The sequence below is a fragment of the Noviherbaspirillum agri genome (assembly GCF_054780595.1).
Window position 1 is genome coordinate 260,656 of record NZ_BAAGWA010000002.1, and the last position, 15,794, is coordinate 276,449.

Annotated in this window: 16 protein-coding genes; 12 read left to right on the forward strand and 4 right to left on the reverse strand. The window is 61.4% G+C overall.

Annotated elements, in window-relative coordinates:
* Nucleotides 1-57 precede the first annotated feature (57 nt).
* From ACYVIA_RS03915 to ACYVIA_RS03925, 3 genes are all read right to left on the reverse strand, one after another.
* A complete protein-coding gene (locus ACYVIA_RS03915; RefSeq protein WP_460838069.1) occupies nucleotides 58-1,995 on the reverse strand; it encodes an HD domain-containing phosphohydrolase in 1,938 nt (645 codons plus the stop codon).
* Nucleotides 1,996-2,157: 162 nt separating this feature from the next.
* Nucleotides 2,158-2,580, reverse strand: coding sequence for a DUF4399 domain-containing protein (locus ACYVIA_RS03920; protein WP_460838713.1), 423 nt, complete (start codon nucleotides 2,578-2,580; stop codon nucleotides 2,158-2,160).
* Between the two features lie 110 nt (nucleotides 2,581-2,690).
* Nucleotides 2,691-3,068 (reverse strand): DUF4399 domain-containing protein, encoded by a 378-nt coding sequence (locus ACYVIA_RS03925; RefSeq protein WP_460838716.1) that lies wholly within the window; start codon nucleotides 3,066-3,068, stop codon nucleotides 2,691-2,693.
* A gap of 332 nt (nucleotides 3,069-3,400) precedes the next feature.
* On the opposite strand from ACYVIA_RS03925, the gene ACYVIA_RS03930 reads away from it, so the two are divergent.
* Nucleotides 3,401-5,332, forward strand: a complete 1,932-nt coding sequence (locus ACYVIA_RS03930) for an SUMF1/EgtB/PvdO family nonheme iron enzyme (RefSeq protein WP_460838071.1) — start codon at nucleotides 3,401-3,403, stop codon at nucleotides 5,330-5,332.
* A 47-nt stretch (nucleotides 5,333-5,379) separates the two neighbouring features.
* Here ACYVIA_RS03930 and ACYVIA_RS03935 read toward each other — a convergent pair whose 3' ends face one another.
* Nucleotides 5,380-7,503, reverse strand: coding sequence for a serine/threonine protein kinase (locus ACYVIA_RS03935; RefSeq protein ID WP_460838074.1), 2,124 nt, complete (start codon nucleotides 7,501-7,503; stop codon nucleotides 5,380-5,382).
* A 449-nt stretch (nucleotides 7,504-7,952) separates the two neighbouring features.
* On the opposite strand from ACYVIA_RS03935, the gene ACYVIA_RS03940 reads away from it, so the two are divergent.
* The 11 genes from ACYVIA_RS03940 to ACYVIA_RS03990 all read left to right on the forward strand — a co-directional run bounded on the left by ACYVIA_RS03940 (nucleotide 7,953) and on the right by ACYVIA_RS03990 (nucleotide 15,615).
* Nucleotides 7,953-8,231: a hypothetical protein gene (locus ACYVIA_RS03940; protein ID WP_460838076.1), complete on the forward strand. Its 279-nt coding sequence runs from the start codon at nucleotides 7,953-7,955 to the stop codon at nucleotides 8,229-8,231.
* Between the two features lie 49 nt (nucleotides 8,232-8,280).
* Entirely contained in the window at nucleotides 8,281-8,574 is a 294-nt protein-coding gene (locus ACYVIA_RS03945; RefSeq protein WP_460838078.1) for a hypothetical protein, read from the forward strand.
* A gap of 58 nt (nucleotides 8,575-8,632) precedes the next feature.
* Complete coding sequence (locus ACYVIA_RS03950) at nucleotides 8,633-8,896, forward strand: hypothetical protein (protein WP_460838080.1); 264 nt, start codon at nucleotides 8,633-8,635, stop codon at nucleotides 8,894-8,896.
* 196 nt (nucleotides 8,897-9,092) lie between these two features.
* A complete protein-coding gene (locus ACYVIA_RS03955) occupies nucleotides 9,093-9,290 on the forward strand; it encodes a hypothetical protein (RefSeq protein ID WP_460838083.1) in 198 nt (65 codons plus the stop codon).
* 506 nt (nucleotides 9,291-9,796) lie between these two features.
* Entirely contained in the window at nucleotides 9,797-10,075 is a 279-nt protein-coding gene (locus ACYVIA_RS03960) for a hypothetical protein (protein WP_460838086.1), read from the forward strand.
* Nucleotides 10,076-10,124: 49 nt separating this feature from the next.
* Nucleotides 10,125-10,418, forward strand: a complete 294-nt coding sequence (locus ACYVIA_RS03965) for a hypothetical protein (RefSeq protein ID WP_460838078.1) — start codon at nucleotides 10,125-10,127, stop codon at nucleotides 10,416-10,418.
* A 58-nt stretch (nucleotides 10,419-10,476) separates the two neighbouring features.
* Nucleotides 10,477-10,740, forward strand: coding sequence for a hypothetical protein (locus ACYVIA_RS03970; protein ID WP_460838080.1), 264 nt, complete (start codon nucleotides 10,477-10,479; stop codon nucleotides 10,738-10,740).
* A 125-nt stretch (nucleotides 10,741-10,865) separates the two neighbouring features.
* The gene (locus tag ACYVIA_RS03975) at nucleotides 10,866-11,147 is read left to right on the forward strand and encodes a hypothetical protein (RefSeq protein WP_460838088.1); all 282 of its coding nucleotides are present in this window, start codon (nucleotides 10,866-10,868) and stop codon (nucleotides 11,145-11,147) included.
* A gap of 108 nt (nucleotides 11,148-11,255) precedes the next feature.
* Nucleotides 11,256-12,056 carry a PP2C family protein-serine/threonine phosphatase gene (locus ACYVIA_RS03980; RefSeq protein ID WP_460838090.1) on the forward strand — a complete coding sequence of 267 codons (801 nt, stop codon included), beginning with the start codon at nucleotides 11,256-11,258 and terminating at the stop codon, nucleotides 12,054-12,056.
* Between the two features lie 52 nt (nucleotides 12,057-12,108).
* Nucleotides 12,109-12,690: a hypothetical protein gene (locus tag ACYVIA_RS03985; RefSeq protein WP_460838093.1), complete on the forward strand. Its 582-nt coding sequence runs from the start codon at nucleotides 12,109-12,111 to the stop codon at nucleotides 12,688-12,690.
* 6 nt (nucleotides 12,691-12,696) lie between these two features.
* Nucleotides 12,697-15,615: a protein kinase domain-containing protein gene (locus ACYVIA_RS03990; protein ID WP_460838095.1), complete on the forward strand. Its 2,919-nt coding sequence runs from the start codon at nucleotides 12,697-12,699 to the stop codon at nucleotides 15,613-15,615.
* Nucleotides 15,616-15,794 lie beyond the last annotated feature (179 nt).

Sequence of the window (15,794 nt, forward strand, 5' to 3'; positions counted from 1 at the left end):
CACCGTGAAAAGACTTCGGAATTCCTCAGGCTTTGCAACTCCTTGCGTGCTGCAGGCTTATGCAGCCGACCAGACCTGCGCCCCGACAAACACGTCGAAGACTCGGCTGTCGATATGTCCTGCACGGCATTCGGCGGACATCAGGTCAAGCGCCTGCTCCAGCGGCAGTGCTTTCTTGTAAGGACGGTCGCCGGCAGTCAGCGCATCGAAGATGTCGCAGATTGTCAGGATCCGTGTCTGCATGCTGATCTGGTTGCCACGCAAACCCATCGGATAGCCGGAGCCGTCCAGCTTTTCGTGATGCCCGTGGGCGATGGCCGGCACGCGGGACAGGTCGCGCGTCCACGGAATCAGGATCAGGAAGGAATAGGAGTCGACCACATGCGATTCGATCTGCCGCCGCTCGTCCGGCGTCAGGCAGCCCTTGGACACGCTCAGCGCAGAGAACTCGCTGTCCTCCAGCAGTCGCAGCGGACTGCCATCAGCTTCGTGGCAGGCATAGTCGAGCACATCCTTCAGCGCCGCCTCGCCTTCCGTATGGGACACCGCAGGCTCATTGGCGCGTCGTATGGTGGCCAGGAACTTCTCCAGCCGCAGGAATTCTTCATGCAACGCCTCATCGATCTTGCGCTTCTCTTCGCGGAAGGCGGCGATGCTCAGTTCCTGTTGCGCGTGCATCTCTGCCAACTGCCGGTAAGCCTGCCGTTCAAGGCAGGCCTGTGCATATTTGAATCGCATTTCCAGCATCCGCATGTCCGCATGATGCAGTTTCTTTTCCTTGCGCAGCACATGCTCGCGCACACCGACCTTGCCAAAGTCGTGCAACAGTGCCGCATAGCGGATCTCGCGCAGCTGGTCATGCGAGAACAGCACATGCCGCAGGTCCGGGCCATCGGCCCTGTCGACGGCCATCGCGAGCTGCTCGGCATAGCCGGCCACGCGGAACGAATGGCCGGCCGTGACCGGGTCGCGTTCCTCGATGGCCTGCACCGATGCGCGGACGAAGCCGTCCAGCAGGCGCTCGATATCGGAATACAGCTGGAAGTTCTTCAGCGCGACCGCCGTTTCTGCGCACACCCCGGTCAGCATCTCCAGGTCCTGCTCCTTGAACGCATACGGGTCCGACGACGTGTCGACCTGGATCAGCCCGAGGCATTCGCCTTCGAGGATCAGCGGCACGCACATGACGCTACGGATCGCCTGCGCGATGATGGATTCCTGCGCGCCGAAGTGGCGGTCGGACAGTGTGTCGACGGACAGGATCGACTGCTTGCGGTTCATCACCTCGTCGATGATGGTGTGCGACATGCGCGCCTTCGCCGGGTCTTCCACCGTGCCGTCGCGTCGCCGCGCTGCGACCGGGCGCGGCGCTTCGTTTTCGCTCATCTTCAGCAGGATGAAGGCGCGCTCGGCCAACGGGAACAGATCGAAAATGAAATTCATGATCTTTTCGATCAGCGTGTCGCGGTCGGTCACCGCGCCCAGCGCAATGCTGACCTGCGCCATCGCATGCAGTTTCTGCACCGTGCGCTGCACATCTTCCGTTGATGCGGTAGGACCAGCATCGAAGGTCGTCATCAGCTCGTTGGCATCAACGATCTTGGTGATGATCGTCGGCATGGTGTCACGGTCTGGCACCACCAGGGAATGAAAAACGATCTGCGCCGACGACACGGTCAGTTCATCACCGTCATGCAGCGGCCGCCATGCGCCGGGTTGCAGGCGCTCGCCGAGGACACAGGTGCCGTTGAAGGAGTGCAGGTCTTCCACGTAATAGGTGTCGCCGCGGCGCTTGATGCGCGCATGCCTGCGGCTGACCGTCCCGAGGGGAATGCACAGGAAACGGTCCGATGCCAGCGAGTCTTGCGGATCACGTCCGATCACAACCTCGTCATGCAGCGGAAACACAGCATGCTCCACCGCATCATCGCCCGTGACTTCCAGATACGCCATGACCGGGCTGGACGCATCGGCAAAAGCGGAGGTATGTTCCATCTCGCAGCCCTTCGGCCCGCGCAGGATACGCGAGTCGCAACTATCCTCATTCGACCTTTCTCGTGGAACACCGGTTCCGGCTGGCGAAGCGACATTCCTGTTTGTCTGTCCTGCCTCAATGCTTTGCGGCAGGCAAGCATGCCCCCCCCCCGCGATAGCGGCTTACTTGACCGTGATGGTGATCTTCTTCGAATAGATCGGCGGGTTGTGCGGGACGTGCTTGTCATCGCCCATCAGCAGTTGCAGGGTGTGACGACCGGGCGGCAACTCGATCATCGTCTCGGTCTCGCCGGCACCGAAGTGCAGGTGGTTCCGGTCAGAAGGGATCTCCTGCCCTGCAGGCGGCAGTTCGGTGTCGATCAGCAGATGATGATGGCCGGTATTCGGGAAGTTCACATCTTTCGGCGCCACGCCCATATCGCGCAACCCGAACCAGACGCGAAACGGCTTTCCTGCTGCAATGACTTCCCCATTGTTCGGCCAGCCGATATACAGCACCGCATTGGGCGGTGCCGGCGTATTGCCCGCCATGGCGGCACCGTAGAAGAACAACCCCACTGCAAAGGTTGCAACGGCAAGCTGCATTTGCCGCAATATGTTCATTGCCGATCGCCTGGCCGGCGGGTTCGATGAAGCTGGCTGGATCATGATGCTCTCCTGGGCGAACTGCGGCGCGGTGCGGGCGCGTGCCTGCCTTAGCGAACGGTGATCGAAATCTTTTTCGAATACACCGGCGGGTCGTGCGGCACGTGATTGTGGTCACCTAACAGCAGTTGCAAAGTATGTTTTCCCGGTGGCAGCTCGATGCGGGCTTCGGTTTCGCCGGCACCGAAATGCAGGTGGTTCCTGTCGGAGGGAATAGGCTCACCCGCCGGCGGCAACTCGGTATCGACCAGCAGGTGATGGTGCCCGACATTCGGCAGTTCAACGCCCTTCGGCGCCACGCCCATGTTGCGCAGGCCCATGCGCAGCCAGAACTTTCCACCGTTGATGACTGCGCCGTTCTGCGGCCAGATGATGTAGACCGCGGCGTTCTCGGGAGCTGGCGTGCCAGCGGCAACAGCGAGTGGCATGCCAGTCAGTGGCCCGTACGCAACGACGAAGCTCGCTGCAAGGATCGTAGCGCGAACAATTGGTCTTGGCATAGTCGCCTCCTCCACGCTGTTCAAAGGGCGACCCACCTGCCTGTCCATGTGAAGTGGTGCAAGGTTTGCGTGAAGCCGCATGGCAGATCGCTGCCGGTACGGTTCATTTTGCGAAAAGTTGTGGCGCCACGTTTGTTTTTGCGCAAACCGCTTCTACTATGCTTCATGATGATATGGCAGAACGCACAGCCATCCCCGGCAGGCATTGCTGTCAGGGATAGTCATAGCGGTACGCAACTTCCAACGAAAAAGGGTTAACCGTGTGGCGACAGCTTTTGATCGTGTGCCTGTTTGGAGCCCTCTCCTGCCTGTCTGGCGCATCAGCGGCTTCTGCTAAAGAAGAGGCCGGCGGTCAGCCCTCATCGCAGCCACAACGCCCGCTTGCACTCGTCATCGGCAACGAAGCGTATCGCAGCGACCCGTTGCGCAATCCGGTTAATGACGCACGTGCAGTCAGTGAGATGCTGCGCGCATCCGGTTTCGCGGTCATTCACCACGAAAACGACACCGGATTGCAGATGAAAGAAGCAATCCGGGAATTTAGCGAGCGCCTGCAGAACGGCAGTGTCGGTCTGTTCTATTTCGCAGGACACGGCATACAGGTTGGCGCGCGGACGGTGCTGTTGCCCGTCGATGCAGACAGCAGCGTGCCGGCAAGCCTGCTGACCAAAGGCATCGATGTGCAACTCGTGCACCAGGGCATGTCCTCCCCTCGTCCGGACAAGCAAAACTTCGTGATCCTCGACACCTGCCTGAACAATCCCTTTGGCATGGAGGATGCCCCGGTTGGCAGCACTGCGCCGCCGGACACGATGGTCATCTCCGCCACGGCCCCCGGTACCGAGGCGTCGGACGGTACTGCACGCGAGGGGAACGGGCTGTTCGCAGCGCACTTATTGAAAGCATTGTCTGCACCGGTGCCAAGTGATGGCGATCTGTTCCGCAACGTTGCGGCCGCCGTGCGCGACGCCAGCAATGGAAAGCAAGTGCCTTTGATCGCCTCGTCGTCATACTCGCACACCAACTCTTTCGTGCGGCCAATGCCACCCTTCCTTATTTATGAACGATCAAGCTCTCCGCAATTGGCTGACATCGCAAGCGATGAGGGTGCACGCAGCCGTGCCATCCTGCCCAAGGACAGCGCCGAGCAATACGAACTCGCATTCTGGGACTCCATCAAGGACAGCAACCATGTCAGCGACTACGAGGCCTATTTGCAGGCCTATCCGAAAGGCCGCTTTACCGCGCTGGCAAAGGCGCGCATCGAACGTCTGAAGGCGGCGGAAAAGGCTGATGCGAAAGTGGAGAAGCCGGCGCCGCCAGCCAAACCTCCCGCCGAGCGACCGCGGCCTGCGCCGGCACAGAAGGCGCTGCCGGAACGCGAGCGCCCCGCCCCTCAGGAAGCAAAACCGAAGGACGCCCCTGCACCAGCCGAGCAGCCGGCACAAGGGAAGCTGCCACCGCCAACGGTCGGCATCAGCGAATTGAAAGACTGTCCGTCCTGCCCGACCATGATTGCGCTGCCGGCCGGTACCTTTACGATGGGCAGCAATTCCGGCGACCCGAGCGAAAAGCCCGCGCACCGCGTCACGATCGGCGCGCCGTTTGCCATCGGCAAATATGAAGTCACCGTGGAGCAGTGGAATGCCTGCGTGGAAGCGGGAAGCTGCTCGCGCATTACCAACGGCGGCGAGCGTGCGCCGAAATCGCCGGTTCGTGACGTGAGCTGGGACGATGCGCAGCAATACGTGAAATGGCTGAGCAAGAGCACCGGAAAAGCCTATCGCCTGCCCACCGAGGCAGAATGGGAATATGCGGCGCGCGGCGGTACCTCGACCAGGTTCTGGTGGGGCGAACGGATGCGCCAGGGCACGGCCAACTGCAAGGAATGCGGCGAGCCCTGGGATGCGGCCGATCCTGCCAACGTCGGCACCTTCGCCGCCAATCCGTTCGGCCTGCATGACATGAACGGCAGCGTCTGGGAATGGGTGAGCGACTGCTGGCACACCTCCTTCAAGGGTGCCCCGACGAATGGAAAAACCTGGGATACGCCCAATTGCCGCGAGCGGGCGATCCGCGGAGGATCGTGGCGCGACGGCGCGGCCTACATGCCGTCATCGACGCGATTCAAATATGCGGCAACCGTGCGCCACTCGCAGAATGGTTTCCGCGTTGCACGGGATATGCAATAGCGCCCGGTACGTTCGTGCTTCAAAGTGAGATGCATTTGAAGTGAGCATCAAGGTTTGCGCGCCTGCGTCGTGATCTGCACGAAATCGACCGCAATCTTGTCCCGTCCGTACTTGTTCGCCATCTGCGCCAGCTGCTTCTCCACCGCGCGCAAATAGCTTGTTGCAGATTCCGATTCCGGACGCAGTCCGTCGAACAGCGGCGCGGGTGTAATCAGCAATGCAATCAGGTCGGTACCGAAGGGCTTCGACACGACCCAGTTTCCTGCGCTGCCAATGGTAGCCGCATAATTCGGCGGCGCCTGGTTGCCGCTGATGCGCGGGCTCGGCACGAGGTGCACGACGCCGCCGTCGAAGGCGTAGTAGTCGACGTGGACATAGGAATCGAAACCCGGTGTCCTGACATCGAGCACAAGATAATCGCCCTCGGTCAGCGCCGCGCCGGGTTTCTTCGTCTGGATGCTGGCGGCGGCGCCTGCCTGCTGGTTCTGTATCCAATAGGGCCCGAGCAGTTTCAACGCTGCACATTTTTCTTCGCTGACCTCCTGCACATTCAGGTTGACGGCCCGCACTCCCGGCAGCTCCGCAATCATGGTTCTCAGTTGTGTGGCGTCGAAGCTCCTCGGCAGGTAGCCCTGCACCTGCACGATGTTGTTGCGAACTGTCGGCGACAGGGCCGAGCACGGAACGCGCGCAAGAATCGGCGTGACCATCGCGAGCGATACCGGAGTCTCCGGCGCCCTCCCGGCTTGCGGAGCCTTTGGCGCAGTTTGTGCCTCCTGCGCTGGCGGTGGTGGAGTGGCATCCTTCGTTTCCGCCGTCTCCGCCTCCTCGGCGGAGGAGCCTGACGTCATGGGCAGGCCGCCGGTATCCCGCGACTGGAAGTAATTGATGCCGACAGCCACCACTGCGGCAGCCACCAGGCCGCTTGCAGCCAGCGCGGCATATTTCGCCACGGGTTGCTCGTCGCTCATCTCCTGCAGGAAGCGCGCCACCGTCGGCGTCCTCGTCGCGCGGTCGAACGACAAGCCCGCCCGCAACGCACGCCATTGCCGGTGCCCTAGCTGTTGTGGCCGCTGCGGCTTCAGTCCGGCGCTGCGCGCCTGGCTGGCCGGCACCCGATCGAAGGGATGCCGCCCCGTCAGCAATTCATAGGTGATGCAGGCCAGCGCATAAATATCGTCGCGCGGGTCGGGCTCGCGGTGCTCCAGCATTTCCGGACTGGCATACGCCGGCGTCAGGCCGCCAAGGCTGCCGGGGTCGAACACGGTAGCTTCGGCGTCCGCCTCCGTTTTCTGGAAGACGCGGGCAATGCCGAAATCAATGACCTTCACGTCGCCGGAATCGGTGACGAAGATATTGGCTGGCTTCAAGTCGCAATGAACAAAGCCGCGCTGATGCGCATAGGACAAGGCATGCGCGACGCCGGTGACGATACGCATTGCGTCGTGAAACGGCATTCCCTTGAAGTCCGGCACACGCAACGCGCGGCTGAGCGGTTTGCCTGACAGGTATTCCATCGTCAGGTACACCATCGTGCCGTCGCGGTCGAAGTCATACACTGTCACGATGTTCGGATGCGCCAGCGTCTGCGCCTTCTTCGCCTCGCGTTGCAGCGCGATCAGCGATTTGGGGTGGCCGCGGAACTGCACGTTCAACACCTTGATCGCGATGTACGGATTGCGGTCTGACGCCTCCAGCTTGCGCAGGTCTAACGCCTTGTACACGGTGCCCATGCCGCCAAAGCCGATGCACTCCTCCAGCACGAAGCGTCCGTTTAGCGTGTCGCCGACGCCTTTCATGCGCTCCGGTTCCCGGTCGGCATCGCGATCGGAAACGCCGCGCGGCAATACCAGCTCCGGCGTCATGTGGTTGAAGCTGTGGGTTCTGGAATGCGTCTTGGGCAGCGTCGGTGCCCGCGTCTCGTCGTATGCGGCGCCGTGCCTGGCCTGGCCGGCCGGATTGCCCTGCGGCCTGCGCTCGGCACGCCGCTGCAGTTCCGCGTAGACGTCGGGGGGCAACTGGATGCGGGTGTATTCGTCGTCGAGGATTTCCTTCAGCCGGGTGGTGTTGTCCTCGTCTGACGCGAGCTCGCGGTCGACCTGCGCATAGAGCTCGTGATGCGACAAGCCGCCGTTCTGAAAGCTCTGGATCGCGTGCGCAAGGCTGGCCATAGGTGTTGACTTCCCTCTTCCGAGTGGTCTTCCGGTTGCTGTTTCACTACCTTCACTCGACACCCGGCGTCTTCCCAGGTTCAATACCGCGCGCCGGTATTGCCTGAACAAGCTGGTGATTCAATATAGTACAAATCCGCCCGGCGATATTGCGCAGGATGAAACGTGTTTCATGCTTGCGCCGCAGGGATCTGCGCTGATTTTCGCGTCCTGTTGCATCTGCTCGAACACTGCCCGCTGAAGTGTTGGCTGCGCCCCGTCATTCGCTTGCCCACCGCGTTTGCCATTTCGGCCACACGATCTTCATCGAATCCCGTTTTCCCCTGTGTTTTCAAGCACTTGCGCAGATTCTCCGGCGCCGTAACGCACGCTGGCACAGTCCTCGCAATATGTCTGGCGAGCCCAACCAAATGCTCGACCAAACCAACCAACCTCTGGGAGATTTATCCATGACTACCCTTCTGATCAAAGACCTGGCCCGTTCCGAAGAACTCGACCGCGCTTCCATGGCCAGCGTGCACGGCGGCACCGGCATGCACAAGGACCTGGCCGCCTACTGGCTGCCTTCCTACAGCGTCAGCAAGAGCGAGTTCTCGTTCGATGCGTCGCAGCTGATCGGCCAGACCCAGAACGTCGTCAACAACAACGGCAACAACGTCGCCTTCGCGCACGGCATCAGCTCCATCGTGAATCCGACGCAGACCGCTGACAACAGCATCCGCTTCTGATCCTGACTTTACTGAACTCGACACCTTTTATTCTTTTTGGAGAACTGCAATGACTACCCTTCTGATCAAAGACCTCGCCCGTTCCGAAGAACTCGACCGCGCTTCGATGGCCAGCGTGCATGGCGGCAGTGGCGGCGGCTACGGCGGCATGCCGAAAGACATGATGGCGTACTGGGGCCCGTCCTACAGCGTGGACAAGGATGTGTTTTCGTTCAACGCGTCGCAGGCGATCGGCCAGACCCAGAACGTGCTGAACAACAACGGCAACAACGTGGCCTTTGCCAGCGGCATCACCTCCACCGTGAACCCGACGCAGACCGCCAACAACAGCATCCAGTTCTAAGCATGCGCCCGGTGGAGGCAGCCGCCTCCACCAGGCCAACCACCTACAGGAGAACACCATGTCCAGCATTACCATCCGTGACCTCGACGCCAGCCGCGACCTCGACCGCAAGGCGATGGCGTCGGTGCGCGGCGGCAATTCCTTCCTCGCCGGCTTGGGGCCGGTGGCCAACATCGATATCGATGTGAACCAGAACATTGCGCAGTTGCAGAACATCGAGGTCAACGCATTGAACAACGTCGGCGTCATCGGCGCCGGTTTCGGCCCGCTCAAGCTCGACATCAACCCGATGCAGTTCGCCAGCGCACAGGCCGCGTTCTGATCCAACTGGCAAAGGAGACCGTGCGTCTCCCTTGCCGCTCAGTCGTCTCAGTCGTTAGCGCCATTTCGGCCGGCAATGGCCGTTTACATCAAAGGCAGCACACATCGCACGCAGCGCGCCGCATTCGCGGCCTATACTGCAAGGCAAAGATGTGCGCTGCGTTTTGCATTTTCGATATTCGAAAGAAGGAACATCCATGGCAATCATCGTCATCAAGGATTTGCAGGAAAGCGTAGAGCTGGATCGTCAGGCAATGACAGCAATCACCGGCGGCGCACGCTACCGCGCCCGGCAACCGCAGCCGGCACAGTCGATACTGCGCAGTACCCGCATCGTGAACTATCCGCCGGGCTTCCCGCGTTCTGCGGCAACTGGCAACCTGCCGCGCAAGTAAGCCCCGCCTCCACTGCTCAGGTCTCACCACGCGGCTTGACTGCACTTCAAGCCGCCCGTGTCACGGGCTGCTGCTAACGGGCAGCATTGCGCCCGTCCGTTTGCATCCTTCCCCACTCGTCGATTCTCGTCTCCCCCTCCCCCGCTGCGCCAGCGCACCAGACGTTGGCGGGCGGCGTCTCGTCCTCTCGTTATGCCACACATCGCTTCTCCGCTCGCCCTATTTGCGGGCGATGCCGATATGCCTGCTGGCGCGCCTATGCACCGATGTCGCACTGCGTCGAACACTGCCCCCCTAAAGTGTTGGCTGCGCCCCGTCATTCGATTCCCCGCCGTGTTTGCCATTTCGGCCACACCATCTTCCTCGAATCCCGTTTTCCCCTGTGTTTTCAGGCACTTGCGCAAATTCGCGTGACGCCTGCAGCACGCTGGCACAGTCCTCGCAATATGTCTGGCGAGCCCAACCAAATGCTCGACCAAACCAACCAACCTCTAGGAGATTTATCCATGACTACCCTTCTGATCAAAGACCTGGCCCGTTCCGAAGAACTCGATCGCGCTTCGATGGCCGGCGTGCACGGCGGCACCGGCATGCACAAGGACCTGTCCGCTTACTGGCTGCCTTCCTACAGCGTCAGCAAGAGCGAGTTCTCGTTCGATGCGTCGCAGCTGATCGGCCAGACCCAGAACGTCGTCAACAACAACGGCAACAACGTCGCCTTCGCGCACGGCATCAGCTCCACCGTGAATCCGACGCAGACCGCTGACAACAGCATCCGCTTCTGATCCTGACTTCACTGAACTCGACACCTTTTATTCTTTTTGGAGAACTGCAATGACTACCCTTCTGATCAAAGACCTCGCCCGTTCCGAAGAACTCGACCGCGCTTCCATGGCCAGCGTGCATGGCGGCAGTGGCGGCGGCTACGGCGGCATGCCGAAAGACATGATGGCGTACTGGGGGCCGTCCTACAGCGTGGACAAGGATGTGTTTTCGTTCAACGCGTCGCAGGCGATCGGCCAGACCCAGAACGTGCTGAACAACAACGGCAACAACGTGGCCTTTGCCAGCGGCATCACCTCCACCGTGAACCCGACGCAGACCGCCAACAACAGCATCCAGTTCTAAGCATGCGCCCGGTGGAGGCAGCCGCCTCCACCAGGCCAACCACCTACAGGAGAACACCATGTCCAGCATTACCATCCGTGACCTCGACGCCAGCCGCGACCTCGACCGCAAGGCGATGGCGTCGGTGCGCGGCGGCAATTCCTTCCTCGCCGGCTTGGGGCCGGTGGCCAACATCGATATCGATGTGAACCAGAACATTGCGCAGTTGCAGAACATCGAGGTCAACGCATTGAACAACGTCGGCGTCATCGGCGCCGGTTTCGGCCCGCTCAAGCTCGACATCAACCCGATGCAGTTCGCCAGCGCACAGGCCGCGTTCTGATCCAACTGGCAAAGGAGACCGTGCGTCTCCTATTCCGTCCGACACTGGCATGGCACTTGCAATACATAGGCATAACCCTCAGGCATAAGCCACTTCCACCAACCACCGCAATCCGGAGAAACACCATGGCTTCGCTCACCATCAAAGACCTTCGCACCGACCGCGTGCTCGACCGCAAGGCGATGTCGTCCATCAAGGGCGGGGGCGCACCCTGGGTCTTCGGCTGGATCCGGCCCTATACCTCGACGCCAGCAAGCTTCGGCACCGTGGTCAACTTCACCCAGATCAACAACTATGCCGACCAGATGACCAACCAGATCCAGATGGTGGATATCAACAACACCGGCGCGAATTCAAACATCAGTGTTGCGCTCGACGAGAACGCGTCGAACCTGAAGCGACTGTGATGCCGTGTTGATGCGGCCTGACCGTGGAATGAATGCTGCGCAAGCTCCCGTGGAATTCCCCTCGCCGCATCCGCAAAAATTACCTACACTTCGACAGTGCAGAAGGTGATGCCCCAACCGCAACCCCAAGAGGTATTCGTGCCGGAGACAAGCCAATTCCGTTGGACGTCCGCCTCCCGCTCCCATGTCGGCCTGGTCCGCAAGGTGAACGAAGACTCCTGCCTCGATCTGCCGGAGCAGCGGCTCTGGGCCGTGGCCGACGGCATGGGCGGCCATGCGCTCGGCGATTTCGCCAGCCAGGCCATCGTTGCCTCATTAAGCAAGATCCCGCATCACGACAGCCTTGGCGAGTTCATCGTCGACACCCGCGAGCGCCTGCAAGCCGTCAACCGCATGCTGCGTGAGGAAGCCGACATGCGCGGCGCACAAATCATCGGCAGCACCGTTGTCGCCCTGCTTGCGCATGAACGACGCTGCGCCTATCTGTGGGCCGGCGACAGCCGCATCTACCGCTACCGCAACGGGCTCCTGACGCAGCTGACCCGCGATCACAGCCAGATCGAGGAGCTGCGCGCCATTGGCAACCCTGCGCTCGAAGAAGCAATCAGCCCGATCGTGCGCAACATGATCACGCGCGCGGTCGGCGCTGCCGAAACGCTCGACATCGACGAGGAGATCATCGATGTCGAGGACGGCGATGTGTTCCTGCTATGCAGTGACGGCGTCAGCAACGAAGTCAGCGAAGAAGAAATGTGCAACGTGCTGGCGCCCGGCAATTGCCGGCATGCGGCAGAAACCCTGATTGATATCGCCCTCGAACGTGGCGGGCACGACAATATTTCCGCCGTTGTGGTGCGCGCCGACGATCTGGCCAGCACCGACAAGACGGTGTTGAATCCGGCCCTCTGACATTTCACGATGAGTGCATGCCGTGCGCCCACGTTGCAGCGCCTTACGCGCAGTGCAGCTGCATTGCCTGCCACACATTGACGACTTTCTCCCCGGCTGCATCGGATCTGTAACGGACGTGTGCATTCCACCACAGGCAATCAATGAAACTGCGATTCAGATCAAGCTCTTCTCGTGTGATGTGGGGATCATGATGAAAGCCTTGGCGTATGCGTCACAGCAAAACGCAGCGCCGAAGCAAATGAATTGGCTGGCTGGAGTTTTCGTGTCGTTACACATCCAACTACCGGGCGACGTTCAATACGAATGTGTTGGACTTTTCCCAACAGCACGTGCCGGATCGCTCCCACGTGCTTTGCGTGAAGGCCGATGGGCTATCGGTAAGGACTGCGACATTGCGCACAACATCATGCGCATAGTGCGGTGGATTGCCACGAGATCCCCCTACTTCGTGTCGACCGGCCGCCAAACCCGCAGATTTTTCCGCATCAGGACCGTGATTCGCTCCGCAGCGCACAAGCTGGCATTAAAGGTGCAAGGAATGCGACTTGCCGGCGCCGCCATTGCGGAATGCAGTGCTGCGGTGAACGTGGCAAATGTGGCGACAGCGCGGACCAACTTGAAGATGCAATAGATTTTTATGATGAACGAATACAACGAAAAAACCATGGTGCGCACGAGGAGAACGCCGTTCCGGCCCTCTCCGGAGAGCAGCACCGAGCACGGCCTGAATGTTCTACCGGTCGGCACGCACCTGGGTGAATTCGAAATCCTGGACCTGATCGGCGAAGGCGGATTCGGCATCGTCTACCTCGCGTACGACCACTCGCTGGAACGCCATGTCGCGCTGAAGGAATACATGCCCTCAGGACTGGCGACGCGCACCACGAAAATGGCGGTGACGGTGCGCTCCCAACACAACGCAGCGACGTTCACTGCCGGCCTGAAGAGTTTCATCAACGAAGCACGGATGCTGGCGCAGTTCGACTCGCCCTCGCTGGTGAAAGTGCATCGCTTCTGGGAAGGCAACGGCACCGCCTACATGGTGATGCCATTCTATGAAGGCGTCACACTCAAGCAAGCGTACAAGGAGCACCGCATCACACCGACCGAAGCATGGATCCGCGTATTGCTGGCCGACCTGTTCGATGCGATCGAAACCATCCACAACGCGCAATGCCTGCACCGCGACATCGCCCCGGACAACATCTTGCTACTGAAGGACGGCCGGCCGCTGCTGCTCGACTTCGGCGCGGCGCGACGTGTGATCGGCGACCTGACGCAATGCCTGACGGTGATCCTGAAGCCGGGCTTCGCACCAATCGAACAGTACGCGGATATCGCCGGGCTGCGCCAGGGCCCGTGGACCGACATCTACGCGCTGGCGGCGGTCGTGTATTACCTCATCTCCGGCAAAGCACCGCCACCCGCCGTTGCGCGCATGGTGCATGACGAAATGGTACCGGCGCGCGATGCCGGCAAGGGACGCTACAGCAGTCCGTTTCTTGGTGTACTGGACAAGGCGCTTTCAGTGAAGCCCGAGCAACGCTACAAGTCCATCGCGGAAATCCGCCGCGCACTCGACATCATGGAAGCCGTGCCGCGCACGCTGCCCCGGCCCGATTCCGACTGGGCGACCACCGTGGCACGCACTGCCCCGCTGGGAGAAGAAAGGCCTGCACCGAAGCCGGAATCCGCACACAGGGCCCCACCGCGCGCACAGCCCGAGCCACAGCCGCAGGAGACGACGCAGTGGATGCCACCGGGCAGCTGGCAGGTGCCGCCCGATCCCGCCAGATTGCAGGCCTATGGGCACAAACCGCGGAAACCCGCGTGGCTGGCGCTCGGGCTGCTCCTTGCCGCCGGCGTCGGTGCTGGCGTCTATCTCGGAACGAATGCGGACTGGAGCGAGAAGCTGTTCGCCGGCAATCAAGCCACACCTGCGGAGCCACCTGCTGCACCGCAGGTCGCGATGCGCGATACGACTGGGCCGCAGACCTCAGGAGCCAGCGAGATAACAGAAGAGTCGTCGCAAACACCTCCGAGAGCAATGCCGGAAGCAGTGCCGCAAGAGACACCAAAGGACACGCCGGAAGACCGGCCTGTCGCCTCCGTGGCGCCGCCGCAATCCCGCGCGGCGGCAATCGCGCCTGAGTCCACGCCGGCCACCGTTGCTCCTTCCAATGAACCACCCATTTCCGCGCAGGCGACGCCGCCGGCATCCGTAGCCCCCAAACCTCCCGCATCGAGCAATGTGATTGCCAAGGCATCCCCCGAGGCAGGCAGCCGCAGGCCGGCACGCATCCCGGCCACTGCACCCGCCCCCGAAGGCCCGACGGAGGAGGAGCTCTGGCGGCAAGCCAGCAAGACTGATACGTCGAGCGCCTACGAGAAGTACTTGGACAAGTACCCGAAGGGGCGCTATGCGACGGACGCGCGCCTGCGGCTCGAAAGCAAGCAGCCCAAGATCGTCATGTCGATCCCCGGTGCCACTTCACGCAGTGCATCCGCCTCCGCGCCGCGCCCTGGCAATGCGAGCAGTGGCGCAAGCAGTGGCGCAAACAGCGGCACCAGCGCCGCCTCGGGCACCGATGCCGCAATGCCTGCGGCGAACGATCCGTCGAGGGACGAACGGGAATTGTGGAAGGCTGCAACCGGCATCAACGAGCCGCCCGCGTACGAGGCTTACCTGAACCTGTATCCGGACGGCCGCTACGCTGCCATTGCGCGCGAACGGCTGGCGCAGACAAGACCGGCAGCACCGGCAGAGAATGCCGGACAGGCGGCGCCGTCTCCCGCCCCTGCGGATGGTCCGGCAACGCAGATGGCGGCCGCCAAACCGTCCTCTGCGCCGGCATCAAGCAGCAAACAGGACAGTGCGACACCTGCGGCACCTACCGTGCCAAAGTTGGATGACACACCCCAGTCCTCGGCCACCGAGTCCGCAGGCACGCCAACTGAGACAACGGCATCTTCCGGCGGCAAGAAGACCTTGAAGCTCGAAGACCAGACCATGATCGGCGACTTTTCTGCCGACCCGAAGACCGGCGTGGTGTCCGGCACAGGAAAAATCGTCTGGAAGAACGGCAACCAGTTCGAAGGAACGCTGGTGCGCGGCAGCAAGGAAGGAAAAGGAAAATTCATCTGGGCCAACGGCCAGCGCTACAGCGGCGACTGGGCGCGCGATATGCCGAACGGGAAAGGCACAATCGTCTTCGCCAACGGCAACCGCTACGAAGGCGATGTGCGGGACGGCGTGCCGCATGGCCAAGGCATCAACCGCTTCAAGGGTGGCGATGTCTATGCCGGCACCTGGGTCGGTGGCAAGACCCACGGACAGGGCCGCTATACCTGGGCCAATGGCAGCTACTGGGAAGGAGAGTTCAGGAATGACCAGCGCACCGCCAACGGCAAGATGGTGTTTGCGGATGAGGCGGCAGGCGCAACAGCAAGCTCAAGCGCAACCGCAAACGGCACTTCATCCGCAGCAGCGACTGCGCCGAATGGGCCAGGTGCGACGAATGTGCCAGGAGCGCCGGACGCGGCGATGAGCAGATAAGACCTTACACATCGCGCGGCTTTTCAGTGTGCATACAACACGCAGGCGCCATCCCGGCACCGCTGTCAGTCGAACACCTGCTCATCCACAATGCCCCTGCGCATAAGCAAGCAAGACAGTGTGCGCTCACGCTTTCCTCTTTGGTGCGCGTTGTTTGCTGTCGTTAAGCGTCGCGGGCA

Excerpts from the sequence above, each read along its gene's own strand:
- ACYVIA_RS03915 (WP_460838069.1), bottom strand. The coding sequence starts at position 1,995 with ATGGAACATACCTCCGCTTTTGCCGATGCGTCCAGCCCGGTCATGGCG.
- ACYVIA_RS03920 (WP_460838713.1), bottom strand. The coding sequence starts at position 2,580 with ATGCAGCTTGCCGTTGCAACCTTTGCAGTGGGGTTGTTCTTCTACGGT.
- ACYVIA_RS03925 (WP_460838716.1), bottom strand. The coding sequence starts at position 3,068 with ATGCCACTCGCTGTTGCCGCTGGCACGCCAGCTCCCGAGAACGCCGCG.
- ACYVIA_RS03935 (WP_460838074.1), bottom strand. The coding sequence starts at position 7,503 with ATGGCCAGCCTTGCGCACGCGATCCAGAGCTTTCAGAACGGCGGCTTG.
- ACYVIA_RS03940 (WP_460838076.1), top strand. The coding sequence starts at position 7,953 with ATGACTACCCTTCTGATCAAAGACCTGGCCCGTTCCGAAGAACTCGAC.
- ACYVIA_RS03945 (WP_460838078.1), top strand. The coding sequence starts at position 8,281 with ATGACTACCCTTCTGATCAAAGACCTCGCCCGTTCCGAAGAACTCGAC.
- ACYVIA_RS03950 (WP_460838080.1), top strand. The coding sequence starts at position 8,633 with ATGTCCAGCATTACCATCCGTGACCTCGACGCCAGCCGCGACCTCGAC.
- ACYVIA_RS03955 (WP_460838083.1), top strand. The coding sequence starts at position 9,093 with ATGGCAATCATCGTCATCAAGGATTTGCAGGAAAGCGTAGAGCTGGAT.
- ACYVIA_RS03960 (WP_460838086.1), top strand. The coding sequence starts at position 9,797 with ATGACTACCCTTCTGATCAAAGACCTGGCCCGTTCCGAAGAACTCGAT.
- ACYVIA_RS03965 (WP_460838078.1), top strand. The coding sequence starts at position 10,125 with ATGACTACCCTTCTGATCAAAGACCTCGCCCGTTCCGAAGAACTCGAC.
- ACYVIA_RS03970 (WP_460838080.1), top strand. The coding sequence starts at position 10,477 with ATGTCCAGCATTACCATCCGTGACCTCGACGCCAGCCGCGACCTCGAC.
- ACYVIA_RS03975 (WP_460838088.1), top strand. The coding sequence starts at position 10,866 with ATGGCTTCGCTCACCATCAAAGACCTTCGCACCGACCGCGTGCTCGAC.
- ACYVIA_RS03980 (WP_460838090.1), top strand. The coding sequence starts at position 11,256 with ATGCCCCAACCGCAACCCCAAGAGGTATTCGTGCCGGAGACAAGCCAA.
- ACYVIA_RS03990 (WP_460838095.1), top strand. The coding sequence starts at position 12,697 with ATGATGAACGAATACAACGAAAAAACCATGGTGCGCACGAGGAGAACG.